The following is a 26210-nucleotide window of genomic DNA, read 5'->3' on the forward strand; positions in this document are numbered from 1 at the left end:
GCCTCAGGCCCGGAGCGAGGCGACGATCGCCTCGCGCTCGCGCCGGGACGCGGCGTAACGCTCCCGGGCGGCTGCGATCGCGGCGGGCGGTGCCTGCTTCAGGGTACCGCCTGCGAAGGGCGGCTGCGGCGCGTACTCGAAGGCGAGCGTGATCTCCTCGGCGCGCTCGCGGCCGACCGCCGCATCGACCACGGCGAGCGCGAGGTCGATGCCCGAGGTGACGCCGGCGGCCGTGAACAGGTTGCCGTCGCGCACCACCCGCTGGTCCACCGGCTCGGCCCCGAAGGCGGCGAGGAAATCATGCGAGTTCCAGTGCGTTGTGGCGCGCCGCCCGCGCAGCAGCCCGGCGGCGCCGAGCAGCAGCGCGCCGGTGCAGACGCTGGAGAGCCACGGCGTCCGCGCCGCGGTGGCGCGGAGGAAGTCGAGGACCGCAGCGTCGGTCATCAGCCGGTTCACGCCGGCCCCGCCGGGCACGCACAGCACGTCCAGCGCCGGCGCCTCGGCGAAGGTCGCGGTGGCGGCGAACGGCAGCCCGCCGGCCGACATCACCGGCGCGCGGTCCTTCCACAGCAGATGCAGCGTGGCGTCCGGCACGGCCCGGAACACCTCGTAGGGGCCGGCGAGGTCGAGAATCTGGATGCCGGGGAAGACGAGCAGGCCGATCGAAGGCGACATGGAGAGGTCCCGTGACGAGGTGGCGTTGACAGCGCGAGCCTAGCGGAGGAGGCTCTGGCGGATATGCCAATGTCCCCTCGGATTCAGCCAACCCGGCCCGCCACCCGCGCCGCCCCGCCGCCGCGCCGGATCGAGATCCTGGCGTTCGACCGCGTGCAGCTCCTCGACGTCGCCGGCCCCCTGCAGGTGTTCGCGACCGTCAACGACCAGCTCGCCGACCGGGGAGAGCCGCCCGCTTACGCTCCGGTCGTCGTGGCGCAGACGCGCGAGATCGCGTCGTCGGCCGGCCTGGCGCTGGTGGCGCAGCCGCTGCCCGACCCGCAGGCGCCGCTCGACACGCTGCTCGTCGCCGGCGGGTTCGGCGTGAACGCCGCCTGCGAGGGCCCCCTGCCCGCCTGGATTCTCGCACGCGCGACACGGGCGCGCCGCACGGCCTCGGTGTGCAGCGGCGCCTTCCTGCTCGCCACCGCGGGTCTGCTCGACGGCCGCCGCGCCGTGACGCACTGGCACCGCTGCGCCGAGTTCGCCGAAAAATTCCCGCAGGTGCGGCTCGACCCCGATCCGATCTTCGTGCGCGACGGGCCGGTCTGGACCTCGGCCGGCATCACGGCCGGGATCGATCTCGCGCTGGCGCTGGTGGAGGAGGACCTCGGGCCCGTGCCGGCGCTCGCCGCGGCCCGCCATCTCGTCGTCTTCCTCAAGCGGCCCGGCGGCCAGAGCCAGTTCAGCACCGCACTCGCGCTGCAGCAGCGCGGCGACGGCCGCTTCGGCGCGCTGCACGCCTTCATGGAGGCGCATCTCGACGGCGACCTCTCGGTCGCGGCCCTCGCCGGGGCCGCCGGCATGAGCGAGCGCAGCTTCGTGCGCCACTACCGGTCCGCCACCGGCGAGACGCCCGCCCGCGCGGTCGAGCGCCTGCGGATCGAGGCGGCACGGCGCATGCTCGAGTCCGGCCTCGCCGTGAAGCAGGTCGCCGCCCGCTGCGGCTTCGGCGCCGAGGAGACGCTGCGGCGGGCCTTTCAGCGCATGCTCGGCACGTCGCCGCAGGCGTATCGGGCCCGCTTCTCCCTCGAACGCGAACCGGCCGGGCACGAGGCCCGGCCGGCCGCAGTGTCGCGGGGCCCCGAGGTCAGCGCTTGAGCATCGCGCTGCCGTAGAGGCCGGTCGGCTTGATCAGCAGGATCAGCAGCATGATGGCGAACGGCGCCATCTGGGCGAGCGGCGCGTAGATCAACGAGCCGATCGACACCACCTGCCCGACCAGAAAGGCCGAGATGAAGGTGCCCTTGATGCTGCCGAGGCCGCCGATGATCACCACCATGAAGGCGAAGGCGAGCACCTCGAGCCCCATGTCCGGGAACACCATGATGAGCGGCGCGTGCAGGCCGCCGGCGAGGCCCGACAGGGCGCCGGCGATCACGAAGGTCAGGGTGAACAGCCGGTAGACGTTGATGCCCAGCCCCTCGACGTGTTCGACGTCCTCGATGCCGGCGCGGATCGCCTTGCCGATGATGGTCTTGTTGAGGAACAGCCAGATGCCGGCATAGACCAGCAGCGCCAGGACGACGACGGCGAGCCGATAGACCGGAACGTCGGTGCCGAGGATGTTCCACTGCGCCTCGATCGGCACCGGGACGGGCCGCGGCACCAGACCCCAGATCACCTTGATGACGCCGATTCCACCGATCAGGATGCCGAACGACGTGATCATGCTGAAGGTGATGTCGCGGGCGTAGATGCGCAGGAACACGAAGCGCTCGACGAACAGCGCGGTGGCGCCCGCCACCGCCACGCCGGCCAGCGCACCGATCCAGACGTTCCCGACCGCGAGGCTGACCGAGTAGGTCAGGTAGGCCCCGACCGAGTAGTAGAGCAGCTGGTCGAGGCTGATGATGCGCATCAGCCCGAAGCACAGCGACAGGCCGACCGTCATGAGGAAGAAGACGCTCCCCATGGAGAGGCCGAAGATGACGCCCGACAGGAGCAGTTGAGGATCGATCATCGCGCTTTCACTCCCGCATCGGCCACGACCGGCTTGTCAGTCTCGCGCTGGCGGAGGATCCAGCGCCGCAGCAGCGGCTCCAGCGAGCCCCAGATGCCGCGCTCGCCGGCCAGCATGACGAACACCAGGAGGAAGCCGACGATCAGCTCCCAGTGGCCGAACACCTTGCTGATCAGATCCTTCATGCCGACGAAGGCGATCGAGCCGACCAGCGGTCCGTAGAGCGTGCCGACGCCGCCCAGGATGGTGACGACCACCGGATCGGCGGCGCGCGCCGGGCTCGACATCTCGGGGCTGACCAGCCCCTGGTGGACGGCGTAGAGGGCGCCCGCGAAGGCCGTCGTCGTGTTGGCGACCACGAAGGCCATCAGGCGGATGCCGTAGTTGCTGTAGCCGAGGAAGCGCAGCTTGTCCTCGTTCGCCTTGGCGGCCAGGCAGCAGGCCCCGAACACCGAGTCGTCGAGATACTTGTACAGCGCCCACACGCCGAAGGCGGACACGAAGGCGAAGACCCAGAACTGGTCGGGCCGCGAGATGTCGAGGATCGGCGTCACGTCCATCTTGGTGAGGAGCTCGAGCCCGTTGTCGCCGAACGTCACGCTCGCCAGCACCTTCTGCATCAGGAAGAAGATGATGACGGCGAGCGCCAGGTTGACGAGCGCGAAGTAGTCGGACCTCAGCCGCACGAACAGCGGCCCGACCAGCGCCGACACCACGATGCCGGAGACGATCCCGACCAGGATGCCGACATACGGATTGCCGCCGAAGTAATAGAGATAGAACGCCGTGCCGTAGGCGCCGACGGCCAGGTAGGCCGGCTGGCCGAACGAGATGAAGCCGACGCGACCGAGCAGGTAGTTGCAGCCGATCACGTAGATCGAGAAGATGATGATCTCGTTGTTGAAGGGAAGTGGCAGGAAGATTCGGAGCAGGACCAGCAGCCCGAAAGCCACCAGCAGCCCCGACCACCATCGCAGGACGCTCATCGCGGGATCCCTCTCTCGATCGCGCCCGCGTACGGGCCGAGACCCGCCGCGCAGCCGACCTCCCGGGGGCGACGACCCGACGTCGTCGCCCGAATTGTTCTCGGAACCGTCCGGACCGTCCCGTCAGGCTCGCCCGGCGAGCCGGCCCACGGCGGCACGTTCTCGGCCCGCGGACCGGCGGGTCCGCGGACGACGTCGGTCAGAGATACGGCTCGCAGACCTCGGGCCTGATCTGCTCGGGGTCGGTGAGCTCGGCCACCAGCCGCCCCTCGTTGAGGGCGTAGATCTTGTTCGCGATGCCGCAGATCATCGGCAGGTTCTGCTCGACGATGACCAGCGCCGCGCTCTTGGAGAGCTCGCGGAACACGTCCTTGAGATGGGTGACGATCGACGGCGCCAGCCCCTCGGTCGGCTCGTCGACGAGGAGCAGCTTGGGCTTGCCCAGGATGGCGCGCCCGATCATCAGCATCTGCCGCTCGCCGCCCGAGAGATAGCCGGCCTTGCGGTCGAGCAGCACCTTCAGCTTCGGGAAGAAGGCGAGCACCGGGTCCCAGTTGTAGTCGCCGGAGGCGTAGGAGCCGAGCTCGAGATTCTCGCGCACCGTCAGGTCGGAGAACACCTTCTTGTCCTGCGGCACGTATTTGATGCCCATGCCGGCGATCGCGTAGGCGGTGCGGCCGACGAGGTCGACGCCCTCCGACGTGACGTTACCGGCGGTCGGCCTCAGGAACCCGGCGATGCTCTTCAGCAGCGTCGACTTGCCGGCGCCGTTGCGGCCGACGCAGCCGACCACCTGCTTGTCGCGCACCGCGATGCTGACGTCGAACAGGACCTTGGATTCGCCGTAGGCGGCGTTCAGGCCCTTGACCTCGAGGATCTGGTTGCTCATGCGACTGCCTCGCCCTCGCCGGCCTCGGTGGCGATCTGCCAGTAGCTCCGGCGGACCTCGGGATGCCGCAGGCACTCCTCGCAGGGGCCTTCGGCGATCACCCGGCCCTCGTGCATCACCGTGAGGCGCTGCAGGAAGTCCTGCACGTGGGACAGCTTGTGCTCGACGATCAGGATGGTCTGGCGGCCGACCCGGGCCTTCAGCACGTCGAGCAGCATCTTGATCTCGGACTCGGCGAGGCCGGCGAGCGGCTCGTCGAGCAGCAGCAGCGAGGGATCCGCCAGGATCGACATCGCGATCTCCAGGCGGCGCTTCTCGCCGAGGCTGAGGTTCTTGACGACGCGGTCGCGCAGGTCGGCGAGATTGAACGTCTCGAGGATCTCGACGATCTTCGGGTTGTTGCGCCGGCTCTTGCAGGTGTTGAAGAACAACGCCAGGAGCGACGGCTTCTCGTAGGCCCGGAAGTAGGACAGGACGAGATTGTCGACGACGGTGAGACTGTCGAACGTCGCGGTGAGCTGGAACGTCCGCATCATGCCGAGGTCGACCCGCTGCTCCGGCGGCATGCGGGTGACGTCCTGGCCCTTGAAGTAGATCCGGCCCTCGTCGGGCGGGTAGTAGCCGGTGACTAGGTTGAAGAAGGTCGTCTTTCCGGCGCCGTTCGAGCCGATGATGCCGGCCACGTCGAATTCGCGCAGCACGAAGCTCACATTGTCGACGGCGACGAGGCCCTTGAAGCGCTTGGTGACGCCTTCCGCCCGGATGATCTCGGCGCGCGGGTCCGTGCTCACGATAGTCCTCTCTTCTGGTCGCGGCCGGCGGCGCGGTCGCCCGTCCGCCGGGCCGCGTGGGAGGGGGAGGCCGACGCGGGGCCGGCCTCGGGCGTGGTCGGAGCGCTCAGTAGCCGAGCGACTTCAGCGGAGGCAGGATGGCGTCCCCGCCCATCGAGCCCTGGACCGTGAACAGGTCCCACTCGCTCTTCTGCTCGCCGGGCCCCTTGCCCTTGACCAGGAAGGCGCCGTACTTGAACGCCGCCTGATGGTCCTCGCGCCACGACGCGGGCCCCTTGACGGAGTCGAACTTGCCGCCGTTGGCCATCAGGGCGGCCGTGACCTTGGGGGCGTCGTAGGACTTCGCCTGCTCGAAGCCGCGGAACATTTCCATGTAGGCGATATAGGCGATCGCCGCGTAGGCGTCCGGCGGATAGCCGTACTTGTCGCGGAACAGCTTGGTGAACTCGGCCGCCTGCTTGGCCACCTCCTGGTCCGGGAAGCCGGCCAGGTCGTAGTAGAAGTAGTGCATGGCGTAGACGCCCTGCAGGGCCTCGGGCGGCAGGCCCTTCGCCACCACGTTGGTGATGAAGGCGTTGAAGATCGTCATCTCCTTGTTCAGGCCCATCTGGTGGACCTGCTTGAGGAGCGCGACCGAGTCGGCGGCGAACTGCGCCGCGATGAAGACGTCGGGCTTCGCGGCCCGCACCTTCTGCAGGATGGTGGTGAAGTCGCTGGTGCCGAGCGAGGCCTCGTCGTAGCCGACGATCTCGGCGCCGTTCTCCTTGGCGGCGGCGTAGACGCCGTCACGGATGTCCCAGCCCCACGAGTCGGAGCGCGCCAGGAAGAAGATCTTCTTCTTGCCGAGCGTCTTCACGGCCTGGGTGCCGGCCATGTAGCCGACCGTCCACGGGCTGTAGGCGGCGGCGAAGGTGGACGGCGCGATCTTGCCCTTCTGGAACGCTTCCTTGGCCTGGACGCAGACCGGGAAGTAGGGCTTCGGATCGCGCGACACGAGGGCGTTGATCGCGTAGGCGAGCGGCGCCCAGGTCTGGCCGCCGACGCCCTTGACGCCCTGGTCGACCAGATACCGATAGCGGCGGACGCCGACGTCGAGCTTCGATTCGTCGTCGTCGACCACGCCTTCGATCTGGACCTTGCCTTCCGGCATGTTGAGGCCGCCGCGCTTGTTGATCACGTCGACGGCGAGAAGGGCGCCCTGCTTCTGGGTCTCGGCGACGGCGGCGAACGGGCCCGTGAGGGGCAACAGGATGCCGACCTTGATCTTCGGGCCGGCGCTCTGCGCCGACGCGAGGCCGGGAGCGAGGATGCTGCACAAGGCGGAGACGGCGAGCAGACCCCATAGCCTCTTCATTTCTGCCTTCCTCTCTATCTAGCGACGGGTTTTATTTTGAAGCCAAGTGGAACACGGCTCTTTGTTATCGAGGCTGCAACACTCCGGAAGTACCCGCAATGCGGTTTAGTGCGGCACGCTCGTCCCGATATCGACGCGCGGTCTCCTCTGTTCGGGTCTCCCGGACCGAAACGACGCCCGCAGCGCCGTGGCGCGGCGGGCAGGCGGGCCGGGGACGGAGCGCGATGCGCGCCCCGCCCCGGGAACGTCACTTCTCGAGCGACGGGTGGTCGACGCCGCCCGGGCGGGTGTGGTTGCCGACCGCCTCCTCCATGTGCTCCATCAGCGTGAACACGATCGGGCCGTTCGGGCCGACCAGCACGTTCTCCTCGAGGCGCGTGGTCTGCTCGAGCTGCGGATGGCCGGCGAAGGTCTCGATCGCGAAGTACATGTTCTCCTTGATCTCGGCCGGCTGGCTGAGCGAGTAGGCGCGCGAGATCCACATGCCTTCGTAGAGCGTGATGCCGATCGAGTGGGCGAACTGCTGCAGCGTCACGGTGCCGTAGGTGTCGTCGTCGTACTCGGGGAACTTGGCGGCGACGTCGGCCGTGGAGTTGCCGGGCTTCAGCATCTCGATGCCGGCATACATGGAGTCGTAGGTCTGCTTGTAGAGGTCGATCTCCTTCTGGGTCATCTTCGCGGCGCACTTGAAGCAGCGCACGTAGTCGATGAAGTAGCCCGACGGACCGACCGCGTTGATGTCGACGATGACGAGGTCGCCCTGCCGGATGATCTTGTCGGTCGCCCATCGTCGATACGGCGAGGTGTTGCCGCCCGACGCGACGATGATGTCGTAGATGATCTCGCAGCCCAGACGCAGCATCAGCTCGTGCACCTTGGCCTCGATCTGGCGCTCGGTCACGCCGGGCTTCAGCCATTCGTGCTTGATGTGCCACATCGCGGCGTCGCCGATGGTCGACGACTGCTTCAGGAGCTCGATCTCGTCGATCGTCTTGACGACGCGGGCCGCCGACATGGCCGGCCAGCCGTTGACGATGTTGATGTTGAACTTCTTGAAGGCCTCGAGCGACGGGATGTCGAGATTGTCGACGCCGATCTTCTCCTTGGTGACGCCGTACTCCTTGAGCACCTCGTAGATCGAGGCGACCATGCGCTCGGCCATGTAGGGAACGGCCGACTCGGCCCACTGCCAGGTCATGGCGGGGCGGATGTTGTCGCGCATCATCAGGCCGGGATCGGTCAGCGGGTCGATCTTGCGCTCGCGGGCGCCGGCGGCGATCGAGGCCGAGCCCTTCAGGCCTTCGGCGATGTTGCTGCCGCGCGTCTTGTGCATCCACGGCAGATCGATGCGGGCGCACTGCATGTCGGAGCCGGCGGTCTCGAACAGGATCGGATCGCCGCCGCGCGGCAGCACCGCATAGCGGATGTTGATGTTGTACTTCCAGTTGCCCTGGTACGAGCCGGTGATGTAGCGGATGTTGGCGCCGGCGTAGAGCACCAGGGCGCCGAGATCGTGGATCTCCATCTGCTCGCGCGCCTTCTCCAGCCGCTGACGACGGAGGCGCTCGTAATCGACGCGATACTGCCAGTCGCAGCCCTGAGCCGCGTAGACGCGGCGCGGAAGCTGGTGATGCGGCTTGCCGAGAAATGCGTGGTCTAGTTCATAGCTCATGGAGCGCTCCTCGTTGGACCGACTTCGAGGTTCGGAGGGTGGGGACCCGACGTGCGGGAGATGCGAAGAAAGCCCGAACCCAAGTGATCCGAGCGGCTCGAATTATAACGACGACCAACCCGGTGGGAAGCGAACGGCGATGTGGTTCCTACGGCACAGCTCTGCAAAAATGGACGGCGCCGAATAGGTTTGGACCGGCGCACGAGGCGGCTCCATCCATGTGCCGCGCGGCGTGCTGCACTGCATACAAGGCGGAGCGGGAGCCGGACGATTCGCCCCGCCACGCGATCGCGCCGGCCGACGAGTCGCGCCGGGGGCGGCGTTCGAGCGCATGCGCGCCACGCGCCGTCACGGCTGGCGCGCGGCCCCGAACACCTCTAGGATCTTGTCGACGCGACAGGGGGTCGCGGGCGGGCCTCTCGCCATCTTGCGGCGCAGCATGAGAGGTCCCGCCGGAGCGCAACGGCGGACGTCCGATGGCACAGGCTCGAATCGAACGCGGCACGCGGCCGAAGCGGAAGACCGGCACGGCGGTCGCGTCGCCGGCCCCCGCAGAGAAGGAGCGGGAGAAGGCGCGGGACCGCGACAAGGAGCGGGAGAAGGACCGCGAGAAGGACAAGGGCGCGTCGCTGTCCGACCGCGCCTATCAGCAGATCAAGGAGATGATCCTGACGCTGTTCTTCCTGCCGGGACAGTATCTCAACGAGGCGGCGATCTGCGACCTCCTCAAGCTCGGCCGCACGCCGGTTCACCAGGCGCTGCAGCTCCTGCAGGTCGAGGGCCTGGTCGAGGTGGTGCCGCGCAAAGGCGTCATCGTCCGCCCCGACTCGATCAACGAGGTGATCGAGATCCTCGATGCCCGCATCCTGGTCGAGGTCGAGATGGTGCGCCGCGCCGTCGCCAACAGCACCAAGGAGGACATCAAGGAGCTCGCCGGGATCCTGGAGAAGACAAACCGCCGGCACGGCGGCGGGTCGCTCGACGCCTTCGTCGAGTCGGACCGCGCCTTCCACGTCAAGCTCTCGGCGATGTCGGGCAACGCCATCCTGGCCGATTTCGTACGGCTGATGCACGAGCGATCGACCCGCTTCTGGTATCTCCATCTGTGGCAGACCGTCGACGTCTACGCCGCGGGGCGCGAGCATCGCACCATCCTGGAGGCGATGGAGACGCGCGATCCCGAGCGCGCCGCGCGCGCCATGCGAAAGCACATCGAGAACCTGCGCGAGCGCCTCCAGCACATCCTCCACCACGGCCCGGGCCGCGGCGGCGTTCGGCCGGCGGCCACCCCGCCGGCGCAGCCGCGGGCGCGCCGCGCCGTCACCTGACGGCCGGTCCCGGCCGGCGCCCGCCGCGGCGACGCGGCGCGGCTTGATGCGGCGGTGCAAAGCTGGTTGATAGCGCCAGCCACCGTCGCGGCTCCGGCCGCCAGGAGCCGCAGCCCGCATGCAGGACGCCCCCTTCGACGAGGCCCGTTTCCGCCAGGCCCTCGGCCGCTTCGCGACCGGGGTCGCCGTGGTGACGGCGCTGGCGCCCGACGGCGCGCCGCTGGGCATCACGGTGAGCTCGTTCAACTCGGTGTCGCTGCTCCCGCCCCTCGTCCTGTTCAGCATCGCCCGCCGCGCCAACAGCTTCCCGGCGTGGCAGGCCGCCCGGCACTACGCCGTCAACGTGCTGTCCGAGCAGCAGGAGGCGCTCTCCGACCGCTTCTCGCGGCCGCGCGCCGACAAGTGGGACGGCGTCGCCACCGTCGCCGGCCGGCACGGCGTGCCGCTGCTCCCGGGGACCCTCGCGGTCCTGGAGTGCGCCGCGCACGCCCGCCACGAGGGCGGCGACCACGAGATCTTCGTCGGGCGGGTGGAGGCGCTGCGGATCGGCGACGGCCCCTCCCAGCGCCCGCTGGTGTTCTTCTCCGGCCGCTACCGCCGGCTCGATGCGGCCGGCGAGCAGCATGTGGCGCCGTCGGATTCATTGTTTCCGCGAGGCTGGGCGTAGACGGATTTTTGTGCATGCCCATCTTTGCGGCAGCGCGCCGCCTTGACTTCGCCGGGCGTTGAAGGCATCGACGAAGCACCTAGATCCTGTGTTCGAGCATCCTGCTTGCAAGGAGGTTTCGCGTACTCTCGACGGGAGAGACCGGCTCTGCCGGCGCCGAAGGAGCAACCGCCCCGGAAACTCTCAGGCAAAAGGACCGTCGCGAGAGGTGAATCTGGAAAGTGACGTGCCCGGACACCATGCCGGGACGCGTCCGCCGACGGGATAACACTCTCAGGCACAGAGACAGATGGGGCGCCGTGGCGAGCCGAGCTTGTCGGGAGGCGCTCCCTGTCGTGTCGCGACCCCAGGTCGCGACGTCGCGCCATCCACGATCGTTCGGTCCGCACCGTGACGCCCCGAGGACGTGACGCCCCCGAGGACGTGACGGCGCATCGCCCTGGCATCCGCAACCGGCCCGTCGCGTGCGACGGCGCCCGCTCCGTCCCCCGGCGGCGGGCCCGCGTGTGCGTGGCGGCATCGCCCCATCGTCCGGATCGCAGCCGTCAGGACAACAGAATGAACGCCCCCATCCGCATGCAGACCGAGACCCCGGCCACCGATTTCGTCCGCCGCCATGTCGGACCCGGCCCCCGCGACATCGACGTGATGGTCGAGGCGGTCGGCGCCAGGAGCCTCGACGCCCTGATCGCCGACGTGATCCCGGCGGCGATCCGCGACAGGCGGCCGCCGGCCCTCGGTCCGGCCCTCTCGGAGCCGCAGGCGCTCGCCCGCATGCGCGAGATCGCGAGCCGCAACCAGGTGTTCGTGTCGCTGATCGGCCAAGGCTATCATGGCACCGTGCTGCCGGGCGTGATCCTGCGCAACGTGCTGGAGAATCCGGCCTGGTACACGGCCTACACGCCCTACCAGCCGGAGATCAGCCAGGGCCGGCTGGAAGCGCTGATGAACTTCCAGACCATGGTGGCGGACCTGACCGGGCTGCCCGTCGCCAACGCCTCGCTGCTCGACGAGGCGACCGCCGCCGCCGAGGCGATGACGCTGGCGAAGCGCTCCGCCGCATCGAGGGCGACCGCCTTCTTCGTCGACCGCGCCGTGCACCCGCAGACGCTGGCGGTGCTGCGGACGCGGGCCGAGCCGCTCGGCCTCTCGCTGATCGTCGGTGACCCGGAGCGCGACCTCGACCCGGCCGCCGTGTTCGGCGTGCTGGTGCAGTATCCCGGCACGTACGGGGCGGTGCGTGATTTTCGGGCCGTCGTCGATCGCGTCCATGCGGCGAAGGGGCTCGTGGTGTTCGCCGCCGATCCGCTGGCGCTGACCCTGCTGGTGCCGCCGGGAGAGCTCGGCGCCGACGTGGCGATCGGCTCGACCCAGCGTTTCGGCGTGCCGATGGGCTATGGCGGCCCGCACGCCGCTTACATGGCGGTGCGCAAGGGGCTCGAGCGGACCATGCCGGGCCGCCTCGTCGGCCTGTCGGTCGACGTGCGCGGGGCGCCGGCCTACCGGCTGGCGCTGCAGACCCGGGAGCAGCACATCCGCCGCGAGAAGGCAACCTCGAACATCTGCACGGCGCAGGTGTTGCTCGCCGTCATCGCGTCGATGTACGCCGTCTATCACGGTCCCGAGGGCCTCACCGAGATCGCCCGCCAGGTGCACCGGCGCGCCGCCGTGCTGGCGGCCGGCCTCCGCGCGCTCGGGGTCGCAGTGCCGGCGGTGCCGTTCTTCGACACCGTCACGGTGCCGGTCGGCGATCGCCAGACCGAGATTCTGGAGAGGGCCCGGGCCGGGAGGATCAACCTGCGCGCCGTTCCGGCGGGCGCCTTCGCCGGCGAGCCGGCCATCGGCATCAGCGTCGACGAGACCACCGACGAGGCCGTGGTCGAGGCGGTGTGGCGCGCCTTCGGCGGCACGTTCCGCTACGACGACATGGCCGGCGAGGCCGACGTGCGGCTGCCGGCGTCGCTGACCCGCACCTCGCCGTTCCTGACCCACCCGGTGTTCCAGCGGTACCGCAGCGAGACCGACATGCTGCGGTATCTGCGCAAGCTGTCCGACCGCGACCTGGCGCTCGACCGCGCCATGATCCCGCTCGGCTCGTGCACCATGAAGCTCAACGCCACGGCCGAGATGATCCCGATCACCTGGCCGGAGTTTTCGGGCCTCCACCCGTTCGCTCCGGCCGAGCAGGCCGAAGGGTACCGGTTCCTGTTCGACGAGCTGGCGGGCATGCTCGCCGCGCTCACCGGCTACGACGCGGTGTCGCTGCAGCCGAACGCCGGCTCGCAGGGCGAGTTCGCCGGCCTGCTGGCGATCCGGGCCTATCACGCCTCACGCGGCGAGCCGCAGCGCACCGTCTGCCTGATCCCGTCCTCGGCGCACGGCACCAACCCGGCCTCCGCCGCCATGGCCGGCATGCAGGTCGTCGTCGTCGCCTGCGACCGCGACGGCAACATCGACGTGGCGGATCTGGAGGCGAAAGCGGCGCAGCACGCGCAGAAGCTCGCCTGCGCCATGATCACCTATCCGTCGACCCACGGGGTGTTCGAAGAGGCGATCCGCGAGATCTGCGAGATCGTCCACCGCCACGGCGGGCAGGTCTATCTGGACGGCGCCAATCTCAACGCCCAGGTCGGCCTGTCGCGGCCCGGCGCCTACGGGGCGGATGTCAGCCACATCAACCTGCACAAGACGTTCTGCATCCCGCACGGCGGCGGCGGCCCCGGCATGGGCCCGATCGGCGTCAAGGCGCACCTGGCGCCGTTCCTGCCCGGCCATCCGGCCGTCGACGGGGGCACCGCGCCGGTCGGTCCGGTGTCGGCGGCGCCGTTCGGTTCGGCGTCGATCCTGCCGATCTCGTACGCCTATGTGCTGATGATGGGCGAGCAGGGGCTGAAGCGCGCCACCGAGGTGGCGATCCTGTCGGCCAACTACGTCGCGCGCCGCCTCGCGCCCCACTATCCGGTGCTCTACAAGAACCACAACGGCCGCGTCGCGCACGAGTGCATCGTCGATCCGCGGCCGCTGAAGGAGACGGCCGGCGTCACCGTGGACGACATCGCCAAAAGGCTGATCGACTACGGCTTCCACGCCCCGACCGTGTCGTTCCCGGTGGCCGGCACGCTGATGATCGAGCCGACCGAGTCGGAATCGAAGCACGAGCTCGACCGCTTCGTCGACGCCATGATCGCGATCCGCAAGGAGATCGCGGCCGTCGAGGCGGGTCGGTTCACGATCGAGCAGTCGCCGCTGCGCCACGCGCCCCACACCGTGCACGACCTCGCCGACGACGCCTGGAATCGCGCCTACACGCGGGCCGAGGCGGTGTTCCCCGAGGGCGTGTCGCGCACCGACAAGTATTTCGCCCCCGTCGGCCGGGTGGACAACGTCCACGGCGACCGCAACCTGATCTGCTCCTGCCCGCCGGTGGAGGCCTATGCGGGGTGAGGATGCCGGTCATTCCGGGCGCGGGCCGACGGCCCGCGAACCCGGAATCCAACCCCGCGACGTGCGCCTGTTTCCGTCGCTGGATTCCGGGTTCGCCGCTGCGCGGCGCCCCGGAATGACGAGAAGCGTTATCTCAGAATCCCGTCGAACACCGGCAGGCTGAACAGGCCGGTGGCGGCGATGAGGCTGTAGGAGACGGCGCGGAAGACGCGCACGTCGGCGAGCCCGAACATGCGGGCGCCGAGGAAGAGGCCGATCCCGTACACCGGACCGACCAGCACGGCGAGGCCGAGCACCGCCGTGGTGAACATGCCGACCGTCAGATAGGCCGTGATCGACAGCAGCGTCGACAGCGCGAAGTAGAACACCAGATTCGCCCGCACCGCCGCGTGGTGGCCGGCGCCGCCCAGCCAGTAGAGCACCACGGGCGGACCGCCGGTCTGCGACATGCCGCTGAAGAAGCCGGCCGTCGCGCCGACCGCGACGGTGAGCGGACGCCGCGGCTTGCCCTTGAACCGCCAGCCCGACATGACGACGGCCAGCATCAGGAACACCAGCACGGCGACGGCCCAGCGGATCGACACCGGGCTCGCATGGGTGAGCACGAAGGTGCCGAGCGGCAGGCCGAACACGGTGCCGGTCAGCATGGTGAACACCTCGCGCTTGTCGGCGAGCCGCACCGCGCCCGGGATCATGCCGGCCGACATCACCACGTCGACGACCACGAGCAGCGGCGCCACCAGGCTGGGAGCGATCATGGTCGAGGCGAGCGGCACGAAGATCAGGGCCGAGCCGAATCCCGAGAAGCCGCGGGCGAGCCCGGCGATGAACGCCGCGGCCGCCACGAAGGCGATGCTGCCGACGGAATGGTCCGCGATTCCGAGCGCGAGCAGGAGCTCGCGCATCAGGCCCTCAGCACGCCGCCGGTCCGCTTGACGATCTCGCCGACGATCTTCTGCCCCACCGCCTCGATCTCCTCGTCCGTGAGGGTCTTGTCGCGCGGCTGCAGCGTGACCGCGATGGCGACCGACTTCCGGCCGGGATCGATGCCCTTGCCCTCGTAGACGTCGAACACCGTGACGCCGGCGATCAGCTTGCGGTCGGCGCTCTGCGCGGCCCGCACGATGTCGGCGCCCTTCACGGCGTGGTCGACGATGAAGGCGAAGTCGCGCGTCACCGGCTGGAAGGCGGCGAGCTCCAGCGGCGGCTTCGCCCGCGTCGCCTTGGCTTTCGGCTCGGGGATGCGGTCGAGGATCAGCTCGAAGGCGACGACGGGCCCTGCGACGTCGAGCGCCTCGAGCAGCCGCGGGTGCAGCTCGCCGAAATGCCCGAAGACGAGCTTCGGCCCCATCTGCAGCGTGCCGGAGCGGCCCGGATGCAGCCACGCCGGACCGCCGGGCTGGATCTGCACGCCCTGCACGGGCGCGCCGCAGGCGGCGAGCACCGCGAGCGCGTCACCCTCGATGTCGAAGGCGTCGGCGGCCGCCGCGCCGGTGCGCCAGTGGCGCCCGGTGCCGGTCGGCCGCGCGAGGCCGCGCCGCAGGCCGGCGGCGGCGACGAACTGATCCTCGGGCTTGTCACCCCGGAAGATCTGGCCGACCTCGAACAGCGCGACATCCGGAAAGCCGCGGTCGGCGTTGCGCTGCGCCGAGGCGATCAGGCCGGGCAGCAGGCTCGGCCGCATGTCGGACAGCTCGGCCGCGATCGGGTTGGCGAGCGCCAGCTCAGGGCTTCCGCCGCCGAACAGCTCGGCCTCCCGCTTCGAGATGAACGACCAGGTGACGGCCTCGGTGAGGCCGCGTGCGGCGAGCGCCCGCTTGGCGCGACGGGTGCGCGCCTGGATCGGGGTGAGCACCGGCTTGCGGCCGCGGTCGTCGCGCGGGAACGGCGTGAGCGGCACCCGATCGACGCCGACGATGCGCACCACCTCCTCGACCAGGTCGGCGACGCCGTCGACGTCGGGCCGCCACGACGGCACCGCGACCTTCAGCTTCTTGGCGTCGCCGGCGACGAAGAAGCCGAGCCGGGTGAGGACACGCTTGGCCTCGGCGAGGCCGATCTCGAGCCCGGCGAGGCGCGGCAGCGCATCGAGCTGGAAGTCGATCACCCGGTCGGGGATCGGCGGGGTGCCGGCGGCCACCACCTCGGAGGGCGTGCCGCCGCAGATCTCCATGACCAGATGCGTCGCGAGGTCGAGGCCCGGCAGCATGAAAGCCGGATCGACCCCGCGCTCGAAGCGGTAGCGCGCATCGGTGACGATGCCGAGCCTGCGGCCGGTGAGCGCGATGTTGATCTCGTCCCACAGGGCCGACTCGATCAGGACGTCGGTCGTGCCCTCGTCGCAGCCCGACACCTCGCCGCCCATGATGCCGGCGAGCGACTCCACGCCGTTCTCGTCGGCGATCACGCACATGCTGTCGTCGAGCGCGTAGGTCTTGCCGTCGAGCGCCAGCAGGGACTCGCCGGCACGGCCGCGCCGGACGACGAGGTCGCCCTTCACCTTGGCGGCGTCGAACACGTGCAGCGGCCGGGCGCGGTCGAAGGTGAGGAAGTTGGTGATGTCGACCAGCGCGTTGATCGGGCGCAGCCCGATCGCGGCGAGCCGGCGCTGCATCCATTCGGGCGACGGGCCGTTCTTGACGCCGCGCACCAGGCGGAGCCCGAAGGCCGGGCACAGCGACGGCGTGTCGCCGAAATCGAGCGTCACCGAGACGGGGCACGGGAACGCTCCCTTCACGGGCGGGATCGGCTTGTTGATCAGCGTGCCCATGTCGGCCGCCGCGAGATCGCGGGCGATGCCGGACACGCCCGTGCAGTCGGGCCGGTTGGGCGTGAGATTGATGTCGATCACCGGATCGTCGAGCTTCGCCCAGGCCGCGAAGGACGTGCCCACCGGCGCGTCCGCAGGCAGATCGATGATGCCGTCGTGATCGTCGGAGATCTCGAGCTCGGCCTCGGAGCACAGCATCCCGTGGCTCTCGACGCCCCTTATGGTGCCGACCGAGAGCGTCAGCTTCTTGCCCGGAATCCAGGTGCCGGCCGGTGCGAACACGCTCGTCATGCCGGTGCGCGCATTGGGCGCGCCGCACACCACCTGGATCGGCTTGCCGTCGCCGGCCGGGCCGATGTCGACCATGCAGACGCGCAGCCGGTCGGCGTTCGGATGCTGCTCGGCCGAGATCACCCGGGCGATGACGTAGGGGGCGAGGAGCTTGCCCTTGTCCTCCACCTCCTCGACCTCCAGCCCGATCATGGTGAGTTTTTCCACGATCGCTGCGAGCCGCTCGTCGGTGTCGAGATGGTCTTTGAGCCAGGAGAGGGTGAATTTCATGTCTTATGACCCACAAAGCCCGCCGCGCTCTCCCCCTCCCCCGTTTGCGGGGGAGGGTAGGGAGGGGGCATGTCCGAGTGACGTGACGATCGTTTCCAGCACGCCAAGCAAATTGGTCGGCACATCGAGATTGCTGAAGCGAAGAACGCGATGGCCCTTGGAGCGGAGAAACGCCTCGCGTCGGAGATCGTGATCACGCTGCGGTCCTTCGACGTGATGCCCTCCGTCGACCTCGACGACCAGCCGGTGCTGATGACAGAGGAAGTCGACCAGGTAAGGGCCGACCGGGGTCTGTCGACGAAAGCTCGCGCCACCGAGACGATGTGCCCGCAGGGCGTACCAGACCTTGCGTTCGGCATGGGTCATGTCCCGACGGAGCGCGCGAGAGCGCGACCGCATCCTCGGAGTGACGCGCCAGGCCGGCGATTTCGGTTGGTCAGCCATGATCGACCCGTCGTGCCGCCTTCCCCCTCCCCGACCCTCCCCCGCACGCGGGGGAGGGAGTCCGCGCCGCCCTTGCGTTTGCGTCGCGGCTTCTAACAGCTTGCGGCGCTCACCCGCTCAGTCCCCCCGCGAGCGTCGGGAAGTCGAGCGGGCGGAAGCCGTAGTGGTCGAGCCAGCGGACGTCGGCCTCGAAGAAGGCGCGCAGGTCCGGCATGCCGTATTTCAGCATGGCGATGCGGTCGATCCCCATGCCCCAGGCGAAGCCCTGGTAGACGTCGGGGTCGATGCCGCAGTTGCGCAGCACGTTGGGGTGCACCATCCCGCAGCCGAGGATCTCGAGCCAGTCCTCGCCCTCGCCGAAGCGGATCTCGCCCTTGTCGCGGCGGCACTGGATGTCGACCTCCAGCGACGGCTCGGTGAACGGGAAGAACGACGGCCGGAACCGCATCTTCACCTGGTCGACCTCGAAGAAGGCCTTGCAGAACTCGGCGAGGATCCACTTCAGGTGGCCGAGATGCGAGCCCTTGTCGATGACGAGGCCCTCGACCTGATGGAACATCGGCGTGTGGGTCTGGTCCGAGTCGCAGCGGTAGGTGCGGCCCGGACAGATCACCCGGATCGGCGGCTCCTGCGACAGCATGGTGCGCACCTGCACGGGCGAGGTGTGGGTGCGCAGCAAGAGCCGCGAGCCGTCCTGCTTCGGCGGGAAGAAGAACGTGTCGTGCATGTCCCGGGCCGGGTGGCCGACCGGGAAGTTCAGCCGGGTGAAGTTGTAGTCGTCGGTCTCGATGTCCGGACCTTCCGCGACCGAGAAGCCCATGTCGGCGAAGATCGCCGTCAGCTCGTCGATCACCTGGCTGATCGGATGGATGCGGCCGCGGTCGAGCGGACCGTCGGGCAGCGGCAGCGTGACGTCGACCGTCTCGGTGGCGAGGCGCCGGTCGAGCGCGGCATCGCGCAGCGCGGCGCGGCGGGCCGCGAGCGCCTCGCCGAGTCGGTCCTTGAGGCCGTTGATCAGCGGCCCCTGGGTCTTGCGCTCTTCCGGCGACATCTTGCCGAGCGTGGCGAGCAGGGCCGAGACGGCGCCCTTCTTGCCCAGCGCGGCGACCCGCACGGCCTCGAGCGCCGGCTCGTCCGCCGCCGCGGCGACGTCGGCCAGCAGACGGGCCTCGAGCTCGGCAATCTCCGACATGGCTCACCCCAAGGCAGCGCGGCCGTCCGCACGCGCGGACGACCCGGCAACACGACCGCTGAAGGATCGCGGCCTCGGGACCCGGTCGAAGTCTCGGACCGCCCGGCCTCAGGCCGCGAGCGCGGCCTTGGCCTTCTCGACGATCGCCTGGAACGCCGCCGGCTCGCGGATGGCGAGATCGGACAGCACCTTGCGGTCGACCGTGATGCCGGCCTTGGCGAGACCGTCGATGAAGCGGCTGTAGGAGAGCTCGAACGGACGCACGGCGGCGTTGAGCCGCTGGATCCACAGCGCCCGCCAGGTGCGCTTCTTCACCTTGCGGTCGCGATAGGCGTACTGCTGCGCCTTCTCGACGGCCTGCTTGGCGACCCGGATGGTGTTCTTGCGCCGGCCGTAATAGCCCTTGGCGGCCTTGAGGACCTTCTTGTGCTTGGCGTGCGCGGTGACGCCCCGTTTGACGCGGGCCATGGCTGATCTCCTGGAAACGGTTGGTGTCTAGCAGTCGAATGCCGCGTGGATGAACGCGGCGGGCGGCGATCAGCCGTTGGGCATCCAATACTTCTTGATGTTGTCGCCGTCGGTCTTGAACAGGACCGTGGTGCCCCGGTGCTCGCGGATCTGCTTGGTCGACCGCTTGATCATGCCGTGACGCTTGCCGGACTGCTGGTACTTCACCTTGCCGGTGCCGGTGATCTTGAAGCGCTTTTTCGCGCCCGACTTGGTTTTCATCTTGGGCATTTGGCTCGTCTCCTGGCCGTGCGCGACCGGGCCGGGCCGAAGAGGCCCCCGGGTCCGCCGGACCGTCTGGTTGGTATGAGCGCGCCCGGAAACGGGCACGGTGCCCAAACGGGCACGACGCCGCCACGGCAGCCCATTTATCAGCCGGGCGGCGGGAAGGCGGGGTTATGGCAGAGGCCGCCCCGAATGGCAACTCCGGCCGCCACCGGAAGGTCGGGGCGGCCGGAGCGGACCGTCCGAGACGGCTGTCCGGGGGCGAGGCGACCGGGCCGGCTGGGGGCCGGCGCGCGGCGGGTCAGCGCGGCGCCAGCACCATGACCATCTGACGACCCTCCATCTTGGCGTCCTGCTCGACCTTGGCGAGCTTGGAGGTGTCGTCCTTGACGCGGTTGAGGAGCTGGAACCCGAGCTCCTGGTGCGCCATCTCGCGCCCGCGGAACCGCAGGGTCACCTTGACCTTGTCACCCTCCTCGAAGAAGCGGTTCATGGCGCGCATCTTCACGTCGTAATCGTGGTCGTCGATCATCGGGCGGAACTTGATTTCCTTGACCTCGACGATCTTCTGACGCTTGCGCGCCTCGGCGGCCTTCTTCTGCTCCTGGTACTTGAACTTCCCGTAGTCGAGCATCTTGCAGACCGGCGGGGTCGCGTTGGGCGCGATCTCGACCAGGTCGAGCCCGGCCTCCTGGGCCAGCCGCAAGGCCTCTGCAATTGGGGTGGTGCCGCGATTGGCGCCATCCTTGTCGATCAGATGAACCTCTCGGACGCGAATCTCCTCGTTGACGCGCGGCCCGTCCTTTTGGACGGGGGGCGGCGCTCTCATGGGGCGGCGAATGGCTGTAAACTCCTCTGTCGTTGAACCTGTGGTCGTCGAATCCCGGGTGGTCGTGGCTGAGGTCGTCCGAATCCGAAGGCTCGGGACGACGGTCGCGACGCTGCGCCGGAAGAACCCGTCTCGCTCGTTCCCGCATCACCGCGTCGCAGACCGCTACCCAATACCGGCGGTCGCGCCGGACGGGCGCGTGCGAGAGGATCATTAGAATTGGGACATTCGGGTTTCAAGTCAACGTTGCCGCGGATCGACGGCCGGGCCGGCCGGGTGCGGCGTCGCCGCACCCCGGGCCGGGCCCCCGCACACGTCCGCATAGATCGACAGGATGCGGGCGGCCGTATCCTCGGGGTCGAACTCGGACAGCACCCAGGCGCGGGCCCGCTGGCCCATGGCGTGACGGGCGTGGTCCGAATAGGAGAACATCCGCACCAGAGCGGCGGCGAGCGCCGCGGCGTCCCCGGCCGGGACGCGCAGGCCGGTCATCCGGTCCTCGGGAACCGTCGGCGGCGACAGCACGGCCTCGGGCCCGGCGGCGAGGTCGGAGGCGACGACGGGCCGCGCCATCGCCATGCCTTCGAGCAGGCCGCGCGGCAGGCCCTCGAGCTGGATCGCGGCCGAAACCACCACGGTGGCGGCGGCGCAGCAGGCCGGCGGGTCGGCGCTCGGCCCGCCGAGCCGGACGACGTCCGCGGTCCGCGAGGCGAGCACCTGGTCCCACAGCTCGCCCGAGAAGCTCGACGTGCCGCCGTCCTCGCCGGCCAGCACGAACAGGAAGTCGCGCAGTCCGCGCGCCTTGAGATGGGCGGCCGCCTGCACGGCGACATGGTGGCCGCGCCGCCGGATGATCCGGCCCGGTACCAGGACCACCCGCGTGTCGGGCGTCACGCCCCACGTCTTGCGGGCGGCGGCGATGCGGTCGGGCGCGATGCCGCCCGGATCGAACCCCGTCAGGTCGACCCCCGGGTGGACGATGGCGAGGCGCGCCCAGGGCACGCGGTGGCGCTCCACCATCAGGTCGCCGATCGGCTCGCTCACCGCGATCACCCGGTCGGCCCGCGCCATCACGCCGTTATAGATCCGCTTGAGCCGGTTCTGCTCGCGGAAGCCGGTGTAGCAGGTGGTGAGGAACGGCCGTCCGGAGGCGCGCGCGGCCGCCCAGGCGCTCCACGCCGAGGCGCGGCCGTGGGCATGGACGGCGTCGCAGCCGTGCTCGCGGATCAGCCGGTGCAGCCGGCCGGCGTTGCGGGCGATCACCAGCGGATTGTGGCTGGTCGCGTCGAGCCGCACGAACACGCCGCCGAGCCGGGCGATCTCGCCCTCGAAGCGTCCGCCCCGCGAGGCGACCACCGGACGGTGGCCGGCCCGGCCGAGAATGCGGGCGAGCTCGATCGCGCCTTCGTCGGCGGCGCCGACGTCGAGGGTCGGAACCGTGATCAGCACCGCCAGCGGACGGACGGACGGACCCGCGGCGCCGGCGTCCGGCTCGCGCTCGCCGGGCTCGTCCGCATCCGGCCCCCGCGCCGGGATCGTCGATCCCTCCGAGGTCCCGGTTACGCGAGTTCCGTGCGACACGCCCAGAGCTGCCGGCAAACATCACCCTCCTGGCGTGGACCGCTCCACGCCGACGCGGACGGGTCCGCGCGGACGCGGCACCGATCGTCGATGCGCGCGACGCCGGTCTCCCGCCCGGCATGCCGGTATAGACCGCGGGCCGGAGGGCGGCAATATTCGTGACCGACCCATCCCGCGAGAGCCATCCGGAGTGCATCATGGAGAACGACGTCGCCCACCTCGAGGTCGGCGAGGGCGCGCAGGCGCGCCGCATCGCGGTGCGGCAGCGGGCCGGCCGGGCGCCCGGCATCGTCTGGCTCGGCGGCTTCATGTCCGACATGCAGGGCACCAAGGCGCGGGCGCTCGATGCCTGGGCGGCCGAGCACGGCCACGGCATCGTCCGTTTCGACTACGCCGGGCACGGCGAATCGAGCGGCGCCTTCGCCGACGGGACCATCGGATCGTGGCTCGAGGACGCCCTCGCGGTGTTCATGACGGCCTGCCGCGGCCCCCAGATCCTGGTCGGCTCGTCGATGGGCGGCTGGATGGCGCTGCTGCTGGCGCGCGCGCTGAAGCGCCGCGCCACGCCGTGCGATGCGAGCATCGCCGGCATGGTGCTGATCGCGCCCGCCGTCGACTTCACCGAGGAGCTGATGTGGAAGCGCTTCCCGCCCGAGGTGAAGCGCGAGCTCGAGACCACCGGCCGCTTCGAGCGCCCGACCGACTACGACACCGGCCCGCATGTGATCACGCGGCGGCTGATCGAGGAGGGCCGCGACCACCTGCTGCTCGGCGACCTGATCGAGACCGGCTGCCCGGTGCGCATCCTGCAGGGCGTCCAGGATCCCGACGTTCCGTGGCAGCACGCGAGCGCGCTCGTCGCCCGCCTCGCCCAGGACGACGTGGTGCTCACCCTGATCAAGGACGGCGACCACCGCCTGTCGCGGCCGGAGGACATTTCGCGCATTCTCGGCGCCGTCGCCGAGATGGTCGACAGCGTGACGGCGGCGGCATCGCACGATCGCAATACGCCGGCGGCAGGATGAGCGGCCGACCCTCGTCCCCGCAGGAGCCCGCATGCGTCGTCTCGCCCTCGTCCTCGCCGTCCTCTCCGCCTTGGCCTCTCCCGCCGTCGCCGCCGAATCGGTCGGCGGCGAGCGTGCCTTCTCGTTCGTGGCCCTCGGCGACATGCCCTACACGGTCCCGGCCGACTACGACCGGTTCGACCGGCTGATCGCCGCCGTCAATCGCCTGAAGCCGGCCTTCTCGATCCATGTCGGCGACACCAAGAGCGGTTCCACGGCCTGCACGGACGACGCGTTCCAGAAGGTGCTGGACCAGTTCCGGACGTTCGAGCAGCCGCTCGTCTACGCGATCGGCGACAACGAGTGGACGGACTGCCACCGCACCGGGTCCGATCCGCGCGAGCGGCTCGCCCGCGTGCGCCAGATGTTCTTTCCGGATCCCGAGAAGAGCCTGGGCCGCGCCCCGATGGCGGTCGAAAGCCAGGCGCGCGCCATGCCGGAGTTCGCCCGCCATGTCGAGAACGCGCGCTTCGCCCGCAACGACGTTCTGTTCGTGACCCTGCACGTGGTCGGCTCGAACAACGGCTTCGAGACCCGCGATCCCGCCGCCGCGGCCGAGTATTTCGAGCGCAACCGCGCCAATCTCGCCTGGCTCGCGGCGAGCTTCGCCAAGGCGCGCGAGAGCGGCGCCAAGGCCGTGGTGATCGCCCTGCAGGCCAATCTCTGGGACATCCGCGACTCGGTCGGCACGATCCCGCCGGCGTCCGGCTTCCGCGACACCATCCAGGCGATCGAGCGCGAGGCACGCGCCTTCGGCCGGCCCGTGCTGCTGGTCCAGGGGGACTACCACACGCTCGAGGTCACCGGCTTCCGCGACACGCGGATGCGGCTGGTCCCCGGCGTTCAGCGTCTGCAGGTGATGGGCGAAACCGAGGTCCACGCAGTGCGCGTCATCGTCGACCCCGACATGCCCGGCGTCTTCTCCTTCGTGCCGCTGATCGTGCCGGAGAACGTGAAGCCGTAGCCGCCGCAATGGACCGCGTGGCGGGGCCGGGGCCGGGGCCGGCGATCGAAAGCACGGCCCGTGCGTTGAGGGACAGACCCTCGCACCGGGACCGCCGCCATGCTCCTCGTGTCTCGCCTGCTGATCAGCGTCGTCGCCCTGACCACGCTGTCCGGCAACATCGCCGACTGGAACACGACCCACATCTTCAGCGAGCTGTGGTCGCCGCACGCGCGCTTCCACGGCGCGTGGTTCGTGATCGCGATGACGCTCCTGTCGGCGGTCTCGCTGTGGCTGACCTGGTCGGGCCGGCGGCGCACCGAGCGGGCCGGCATCGCGATCCTGATCCAGGGCGCGATCTGGCTCGCCTTCTTCCCGGCCATGCTGGTGCCGGACACGCTGCTCGCCGATCCGGGCAAGGAGGTCCGGCTCGCCGGACTCGATCTCAACCTGCTCGGCGCGATCGTGAACATGGTTCTGCTCGCGACCGCCGGGTGGCTGCTCCGGCGCCCGCGCATGGCGGTTCGATCGCCCTGACCGAAGCGAGCCGCCCGGCCGGCGAGCCAGCTGCCGCAGGTCGTTCCGCTCAGTGCCGGAAGTGGCGCACGCCGGTGAGGACCATGGCGACGTCGTGGTCGTCGGCCGCCTTGATCACCTCCTCGTCGCGGATCGACCCGCCCGGCTGAACCACCGCGGTGGCACCGGCCCGGATCGACACCAGCAGCGCGTCCGGGAACGGATAGAAGGCGTCGGAGGCGACCACCGAGCCCTTGGTGAGCGGCTCCGGCAGCTCGAAGAAGCGCGCCGCGGCCTCGGCCTTGCGGACCGCGATCGCCGCCGAATCAACGCGGCTCATCTGGCCGGCGCCGACCCCGACGGTGGCGCGGTCCCGGGCGTAGACGACGGCGTTCGACTTGACGTGCTTGGCGACCCGGAAGGCGAACCTGAGGTCGGCGAGCTCGGCCTCGGTCGGCGCCCGCTTGGTCACCACCTTGAAGTCGAGGTCGTCGGCGACGGCGTTGTCGCGCGACTGCATCAGGAAGCCGCCCGCGACGGTCCGCATGGTGAAGCCGCGGGCGCGCGGATCCGGCAGGCCGCCCGCCAGCATCAGGCGGAGATTCTTCTTGGCACGGACGATCTCGATCGCCTCGTCGGTCGCGTCGGGGGCGATGATCACCTCGGTGAAGATCCCGGTGATCATGCGGGCCGCCTCGGCGTCGAGCGTGCGGTTCACCGCGACGATACCGCCGAAGGCGGAGTCCTGGTCGCACATCAGCGCCTTGCGATAGGCTTCGACGAGCGTCTCGGCCTCGGCGACGCCGCACGGATTGGCGTGCTTGATGATGGCGCAGGCGGCGGTGCGCCGCGGATCGAACTCGGCGACGCATTCGTAGGCCGCGTCGGTGTCGTTGATGTTGTTGTAGGAGAGCTGCTTGCCCTGCACCTGGCGGGCCGTGGCGACGCCGAAGCGCACCTCCGGCGAGCGGTAGAAGGCGGCGACCTGGTGCGGGTTCTCGCCGTACCGCATGGTCTGGATCAGCTTGCCGCCGAGCGCCCGCCAGTCCGGCGTCGGCTCGTCGAGCGTCTCGGCGAACCAGCCCGAGATCGCCGCGTCGTAGGCGGCGGTGCGCCCATAGGCCTTGGCGGCGAGGCGCTTGCGCAGCGCCAGGGTGGTCGCTCCACCGTGCTGGTCCATCTCGCCGAGCACCACCGCATAGTCCTGCGCGTCGACCACCACGGTGACGTCGGCGTGGTTCTTGGCCGCCGCGCGCACCATCGCCGGACCGCCGATGTCGATGTTCTCGATGCACTCCTCGAAGCCGGCGCCCTTCGCGACCGTCGCCTCGAACGGATAGAGATTGACGACCAGCAGATCGATCGGCGCGATGCCGTGCGCCGACATGGCGCCGACATGCTCGGCATTGTCGCGGATGGCGAGGAGACCGCCGTGCACCCTCGGGTGCATGGTCTTGATACGGCCGTCCATCATCTCCGGGAAGCCGGTGAGCTCGGAGACGTCGCGCACCGCGAGGCCGGCCTCCGCGAGCGCCTTCCTGGTGCCGCCGGTCGACACCAGCTCGACGCCGTGCCCCGCGAGGGCACGGGCGAAGTCGACGAGGCCGGACTTGTCGGAGACGGACAGGAGAGCGCGGAGAATGCGACGCGGTTGTTCGGTCATCACGTTATATCGGTCTGGTTGATGCGGGTCGGCGGCATATTGGGCCGCAGCCCCCGCCTTGGCTAGCGCATTTTCCGGGTTCGACACAGCCGCTCGCCGCCGATCCG

General features: G+C 69.8%; 23 protein-coding genes and 2 riboswitches. Of the genes, 7 read left to right on the forward strand and 16 right to left on the reverse strand.

The genetic code is table 11. The features are described from left to right. Positions 1 to 3 precede the first annotated feature (3 nt). Positions 4 to 675 (reverse strand): DJ-1/PfpI family protein, encoded by a 672-nt coding sequence (locus J2S22_RS09230; protein ID WP_272779888.1) that lies wholly within the window; start codon positions 673 to 675, stop codon positions 4 to 6. 69 nt (positions 676 to 744) lie between these two features. Between J2S22_RS09230 and J2S22_RS09235 the strand changes: the two genes are divergently transcribed. Continuing rightward, entirely contained in the window at positions 745 to 1815 is a 1071-nt protein-coding gene (locus J2S22_RS09235) for a GlxA family transcriptional regulator (protein ID WP_272779889.1), read from the forward strand. Here J2S22_RS09235 and J2S22_RS09240 read toward each other — a convergent pair. From J2S22_RS09240 to J2S22_RS09265, 6 genes are all read right to left on the reverse strand, one after another. Then, positions 1805 to 2677 (reverse strand): branched-chain amino acid ABC transporter permease, encoded by an 873-nt coding sequence (locus J2S22_RS09240; RefSeq protein ID WP_272779890.1) that lies wholly within the window; start codon positions 2675 to 2677, stop codon positions 1805 to 1807. The genes J2S22_RS09235 and J2S22_RS09240 overlap by 11 nt on opposite strands. Next, entirely contained in the window at positions 2674 to 3663 is a 990-nt protein-coding gene (locus tag J2S22_RS09245) for a branched-chain amino acid ABC transporter permease (protein WP_272779891.1), read from the reverse strand. Before J2S22_RS09245 ends, J2S22_RS09240 begins: the two co-directional genes overlap by 4 nt. Positions 3664 to 3862: 199 nt before the next feature. Then, positions 3863 to 4552, reverse strand: coding sequence for an ABC transporter ATP-binding protein (locus tag J2S22_RS09250; RefSeq protein WP_272779892.1), 690 nt, complete (start codon positions 4550 to 4552; stop codon positions 3863 to 3865). Then, the gene (locus J2S22_RS09255; protein WP_272779893.1) at positions 4549 to 5343 is read right to left on the reverse strand and encodes an ABC transporter ATP-binding protein; all 795 of its coding nucleotides are present in this window, start codon (positions 5341 to 5343) and stop codon (positions 4549 to 4551) included. Before J2S22_RS09255 ends, J2S22_RS09250 begins: the two co-directional genes overlap by 4 nt. A gap of 106 nt (positions 5344 to 5449) precedes the next feature. Continuing rightward, positions 5450 to 6697, reverse strand: coding sequence for an ABC transporter substrate-binding protein (locus J2S22_RS09260; protein ID WP_272779894.1), 1248 nt, complete (start codon positions 6695 to 6697; stop codon positions 5450 to 5452). Between the two features lie 247 nt (positions 6698 to 6944). Next, positions 6945 to 8369 carry a M24 family metallopeptidase gene (locus J2S22_RS09265; protein WP_272779895.1) on the reverse strand — a complete coding sequence of 475 codons (1425 nt, stop codon included), beginning with the start codon at positions 8367 to 8369 and terminating at the stop codon, positions 6945 to 6947. 476 nt (positions 8370 to 8845) lie between these two features. On the opposite strand from J2S22_RS09265, the gene J2S22_RS09270 reads away from it, so the two are divergent. The 3 genes from J2S22_RS09270 to gcvP all read left to right on the forward strand — a co-directional run bounded on the left by J2S22_RS09270 (position 8846) and on the right by gcvP (position 13808). Further along, a complete protein-coding gene (locus J2S22_RS09270) occupies positions 8846 to 9697 on the forward strand; it encodes a GntR family transcriptional regulator (protein WP_272779896.1) in 852 nt (283 codons plus the stop codon). A 118-nt stretch (positions 9698 to 9815) separates the two neighbouring features. Then, positions 9816 to 10364 (forward strand): flavin reductase family protein, encoded by a 549-nt coding sequence (locus J2S22_RS09275; RefSeq protein WP_272779897.1) that lies wholly within the window; start codon positions 9816 to 9818, stop codon positions 10362 to 10364. 122 nt (positions 10365 to 10486) lie between these two features. Next, positions 10487 to 10573: riboswitch (glycine riboswitch) on the forward strand. Between the two features lie 3 nt (positions 10574 to 10576). Beyond that, positions 10577 to 10655: riboswitch (glycine riboswitch) on the forward strand. A 267-nt stretch (positions 10656 to 10922) separates the two neighbouring features. Further along, positions 10923 to 13808: an aminomethyl-transferring glycine dehydrogenase gene (gcvP, locus tag J2S22_RS09280; RefSeq protein WP_272779447.1), complete on the forward strand. Its 2886-nt coding sequence runs from the start codon at positions 10923 to 10925 to the stop codon at positions 13806 to 13808. 128 nt (positions 13809 to 13936) lie between these two features. Here the strand turns inward: gcvP and J2S22_RS09285 are convergent, their stop codons facing one another. The 8 genes from J2S22_RS09285 to J2S22_RS09320 all read right to left on the reverse strand — a co-directional run bounded on the left by J2S22_RS09285 (position 13937) and on the right by J2S22_RS09320 (position 21935). Next, positions 13937 to 14713 carry a sulfite exporter TauE/SafE family protein gene (locus tag J2S22_RS09285; RefSeq protein WP_272779448.1) on the reverse strand — a complete coding sequence of 259 codons (777 nt, stop codon included), beginning with the start codon at positions 14711 to 14713 and terminating at the stop codon, positions 13937 to 13939. Then, complete coding sequence (gene pheT, locus J2S22_RS09290; RefSeq protein ID WP_272779449.1) at positions 14713 to 17139, reverse strand: phenylalanine--tRNA ligase subunit beta; 2427 nt, start codon at positions 17137 to 17139, stop codon at positions 14713 to 14715. The genes J2S22_RS09285 and pheT overlap by 1 nt, the downstream gene beginning before the upstream one ends. Before the next feature lie 3 nt (positions 17140 to 17142). Further along, the gene (locus J2S22_RS09295; protein WP_307155818.1) at positions 17143 to 17583 is read right to left on the reverse strand and encodes an endonuclease domain-containing protein; all 441 of its coding nucleotides are present in this window, start codon (positions 17581 to 17583) and stop codon (positions 17143 to 17145) included. 109 nt (positions 17584 to 17692) lie between these two features. After that, on the reverse strand, positions 17693 to 18775 hold the full coding sequence (gene pheS, locus J2S22_RS09300) for a phenylalanine--tRNA ligase subunit alpha (RefSeq protein ID WP_272779451.1): 1083 nt from the start codon (positions 18773 to 18775) through the stop codon (positions 17693 to 17695). Between the two features lie 108 nt (positions 18776 to 18883). Beyond that, positions 18884 to 19243, reverse strand: coding sequence for a 50S ribosomal protein L20 (rplT, locus tag J2S22_RS09305; protein WP_111419834.1), 360 nt, complete (start codon positions 19241 to 19243; stop codon positions 18884 to 18886). A gap of 69 nt (positions 19244 to 19312) precedes the next feature. Further along, the gene (rpmI, locus tag J2S22_RS09310) at positions 19313 to 19513 is read right to left on the reverse strand and encodes a 50S ribosomal protein L35 (RefSeq protein WP_272779452.1); all 201 of its coding nucleotides are present in this window, start codon (positions 19511 to 19513) and stop codon (positions 19313 to 19315) included. 295 nt (positions 19514 to 19808) lie between these two features. Beyond that, positions 19809 to 20348 carry a translation initiation factor IF-3 gene (infC, locus tag J2S22_RS09315; protein WP_272779486.1) on the reverse strand — a complete coding sequence of 180 codons (540 nt, stop codon included), beginning with the start codon at positions 20346 to 20348 and terminating at the stop codon, positions 19809 to 19811. 228 nt (positions 20349 to 20576) lie between these two features. Next, the gene (locus J2S22_RS09320; RefSeq protein WP_272779453.1) at positions 20577 to 21935 is read right to left on the reverse strand and encodes a glycosyltransferase family 4 protein; all 1359 of its coding nucleotides are present in this window, start codon (positions 21933 to 21935) and stop codon (positions 20577 to 20579) included. 179 nt (positions 21936 to 22114) lie between these two features. Here J2S22_RS09320 and J2S22_RS09325 point away from each other — a divergent pair, with 179 nt between their 5' ends. The 3 genes from J2S22_RS09325 (at position 22115) to J2S22_RS09335 (ending at position 24461) form a co-directional block, all read left to right on the forward strand. Beyond that, the gene (locus J2S22_RS09325) at positions 22115 to 22942 is read left to right on the forward strand and encodes an alpha/beta hydrolase (RefSeq protein ID WP_272779487.1); all 828 of its coding nucleotides are present in this window, start codon (positions 22115 to 22117) and stop codon (positions 22940 to 22942) included. 31 nt (positions 22943 to 22973) lie between these two features. Then, positions 22974 to 23945, forward strand: a complete 972-nt coding sequence (locus J2S22_RS09330) for a hypothetical protein (RefSeq protein WP_272779454.1) — start codon at positions 22974 to 22976, stop codon at positions 23943 to 23945. Between the two features lie 99 nt (positions 23946 to 24044). Beyond that, positions 24045 to 24461 (forward strand): DUF6640 family protein, encoded by a 417-nt coding sequence (locus tag J2S22_RS09335; RefSeq protein ID WP_272779455.1) that lies wholly within the window; start codon positions 24045 to 24047, stop codon positions 24459 to 24461. Positions 24462 to 24510: 49 nt separating this feature from the next. Here J2S22_RS09335 and purH read toward each other — a convergent pair whose 3' ends face one another. Then, a complete protein-coding gene (gene purH / locus J2S22_RS09340; protein ID WP_272779456.1) occupies positions 24511 to 26103 on the reverse strand; it encodes a bifunctional phosphoribosylaminoimidazolecarboxamide formyltransferase/IMP cyclohydrolase in 1593 nt (530 codons plus the stop codon). Between the last annotated feature and the right edge of the window lie 107 nt (positions 26104 to 26210).

Origin of the sequence: Rhodoplanes tepidamans (genome assembly GCF_030813915.1) — a bacterium.
Taxonomy (GTDB): domain Bacteria; phylum Pseudomonadota; class Alphaproteobacteria; order Rhizobiales; family Xanthobacteraceae; genus Rhodoplanes; species Rhodoplanes tepidamans.

What these genes read in the sequence shown, in the direction of transcription:
- J2S22_RS09265 (WP_272779895.1), bottom strand. Translation starts at nt 8,369, where the DNA reads ATGAGCTATGAACTAGACCACGCATTTCTCGGCAAGCCGCATCACCAG.
- J2S22_RS09275 (WP_272779897.1), top strand. Translation starts at nt 9,816, where the DNA reads ATGCAGGACGCCCCCTTCGACGAGGCCCGTTTCCGCCAGGCCCTCGGC.
- J2S22_RS09240 (WP_272779890.1), bottom strand. Translation starts at nt 2,677, where the DNA reads ATGATCGATCCTCAACTGCTCCTGTCGGGCGTCATCTTCGGCCTCTCC.
- J2S22_RS09335 (WP_272779455.1), top strand. Translation starts at nt 24,045, where the DNA reads ATGCTCCTCGTGTCTCGCCTGCTGATCAGCGTCGTCGCCCTGACCACG.
- pheS (WP_272779451.1), bottom strand. Translation starts at nt 18,775, where the DNA reads ATGTCGGAGATTGCCGAGCTCGAGGCCCGTCTGCTGGCCGACGTCGCC.
- gcvP (WP_272779447.1), top strand. Translation starts at nt 10,923, where the DNA reads ATGAACGCCCCCATCCGCATGCAGACCGAGACCCCGGCCACCGATTTC.
- rplT (WP_111419834.1), bottom strand. Translation starts at nt 19,243, where the DNA reads ATGGCCCGCGTCAAACGGGGCGTCACCGCGCACGCCAAGCACAAGAAG.
- J2S22_RS09245 (WP_272779891.1), bottom strand. Translation starts at nt 3,663, where the DNA reads ATGAGCGTCCTGCGATGGTGGTCGGGGCTGCTGGTGGCTTTCGGGCTG.
- J2S22_RS09295 (WP_307155818.1), bottom strand. Translation starts at nt 17,583, where the DNA reads ATGGCTGACCAACCGAAATCGCCGGCCTGGCGCGTCACTCCGAGGATG.
- J2S22_RS09270 (WP_272779896.1), top strand. Translation starts at nt 8,846, where the DNA reads ATGGCACAGGCTCGAATCGAACGCGGCACGCGGCCGAAGCGGAAGACC.
- pheT (WP_272779449.1), bottom strand. Translation starts at nt 17,139, where the DNA reads ATGAAATTCACCCTCTCCTGGCTCAAAGACCATCTCGACACCGACGAG.
- purH (WP_272779456.1), bottom strand. Translation starts at nt 26,103, where the DNA reads ATGACCGAACAACCGCGTCGCATTCTCCGCGCTCTCCTGTCCGTCTCC.
- J2S22_RS09230 (WP_272779888.1), bottom strand. Translation starts at nt 675, where the DNA reads ATGTCGCCTTCGATCGGCCTGCTCGTCTTCCCCGGCATCCAGATTCTC.
- J2S22_RS09325 (WP_272779487.1), top strand. Translation starts at nt 22,115, where the DNA reads ATGGAGAACGACGTCGCCCACCTCGAGGTCGGCGAGGGCGCGCAGGCG.
- rpmI (WP_272779452.1), bottom strand. Translation starts at nt 19,513, where the DNA reads ATGCCCAAGATGAAAACCAAGTCGGGCGCGAAAAAGCGCTTCAAGATC.
- J2S22_RS09285 (WP_272779448.1), bottom strand. Translation starts at nt 14,713, where the DNA reads ATGCGCGAGCTCCTGCTCGCGCTCGGAATCGCGGACCATTCCGTCGGC.
- J2S22_RS09260 (WP_272779894.1), bottom strand. Translation starts at nt 6,697, where the DNA reads ATGAAGAGGCTATGGGGTCTGCTCGCCGTCTCCGCCTTGTGCAGCATC.
- J2S22_RS09250 (WP_272779892.1), bottom strand. Translation starts at nt 4,552, where the DNA reads ATGAGCAACCAGATCCTCGAGGTCAAGGGCCTGAACGCCGCCTACGGC.
- J2S22_RS09235 (WP_272779889.1), top strand. Translation starts at nt 745, where the DNA reads ATGTCCCCTCGGATTCAGCCAACCCGGCCCGCCACCCGCGCCGCCCCG.
- J2S22_RS09330 (WP_272779454.1), top strand. Translation starts at nt 22,974, where the DNA reads ATGCGTCGTCTCGCCCTCGTCCTCGCCGTCCTCTCCGCCTTGGCCTCT.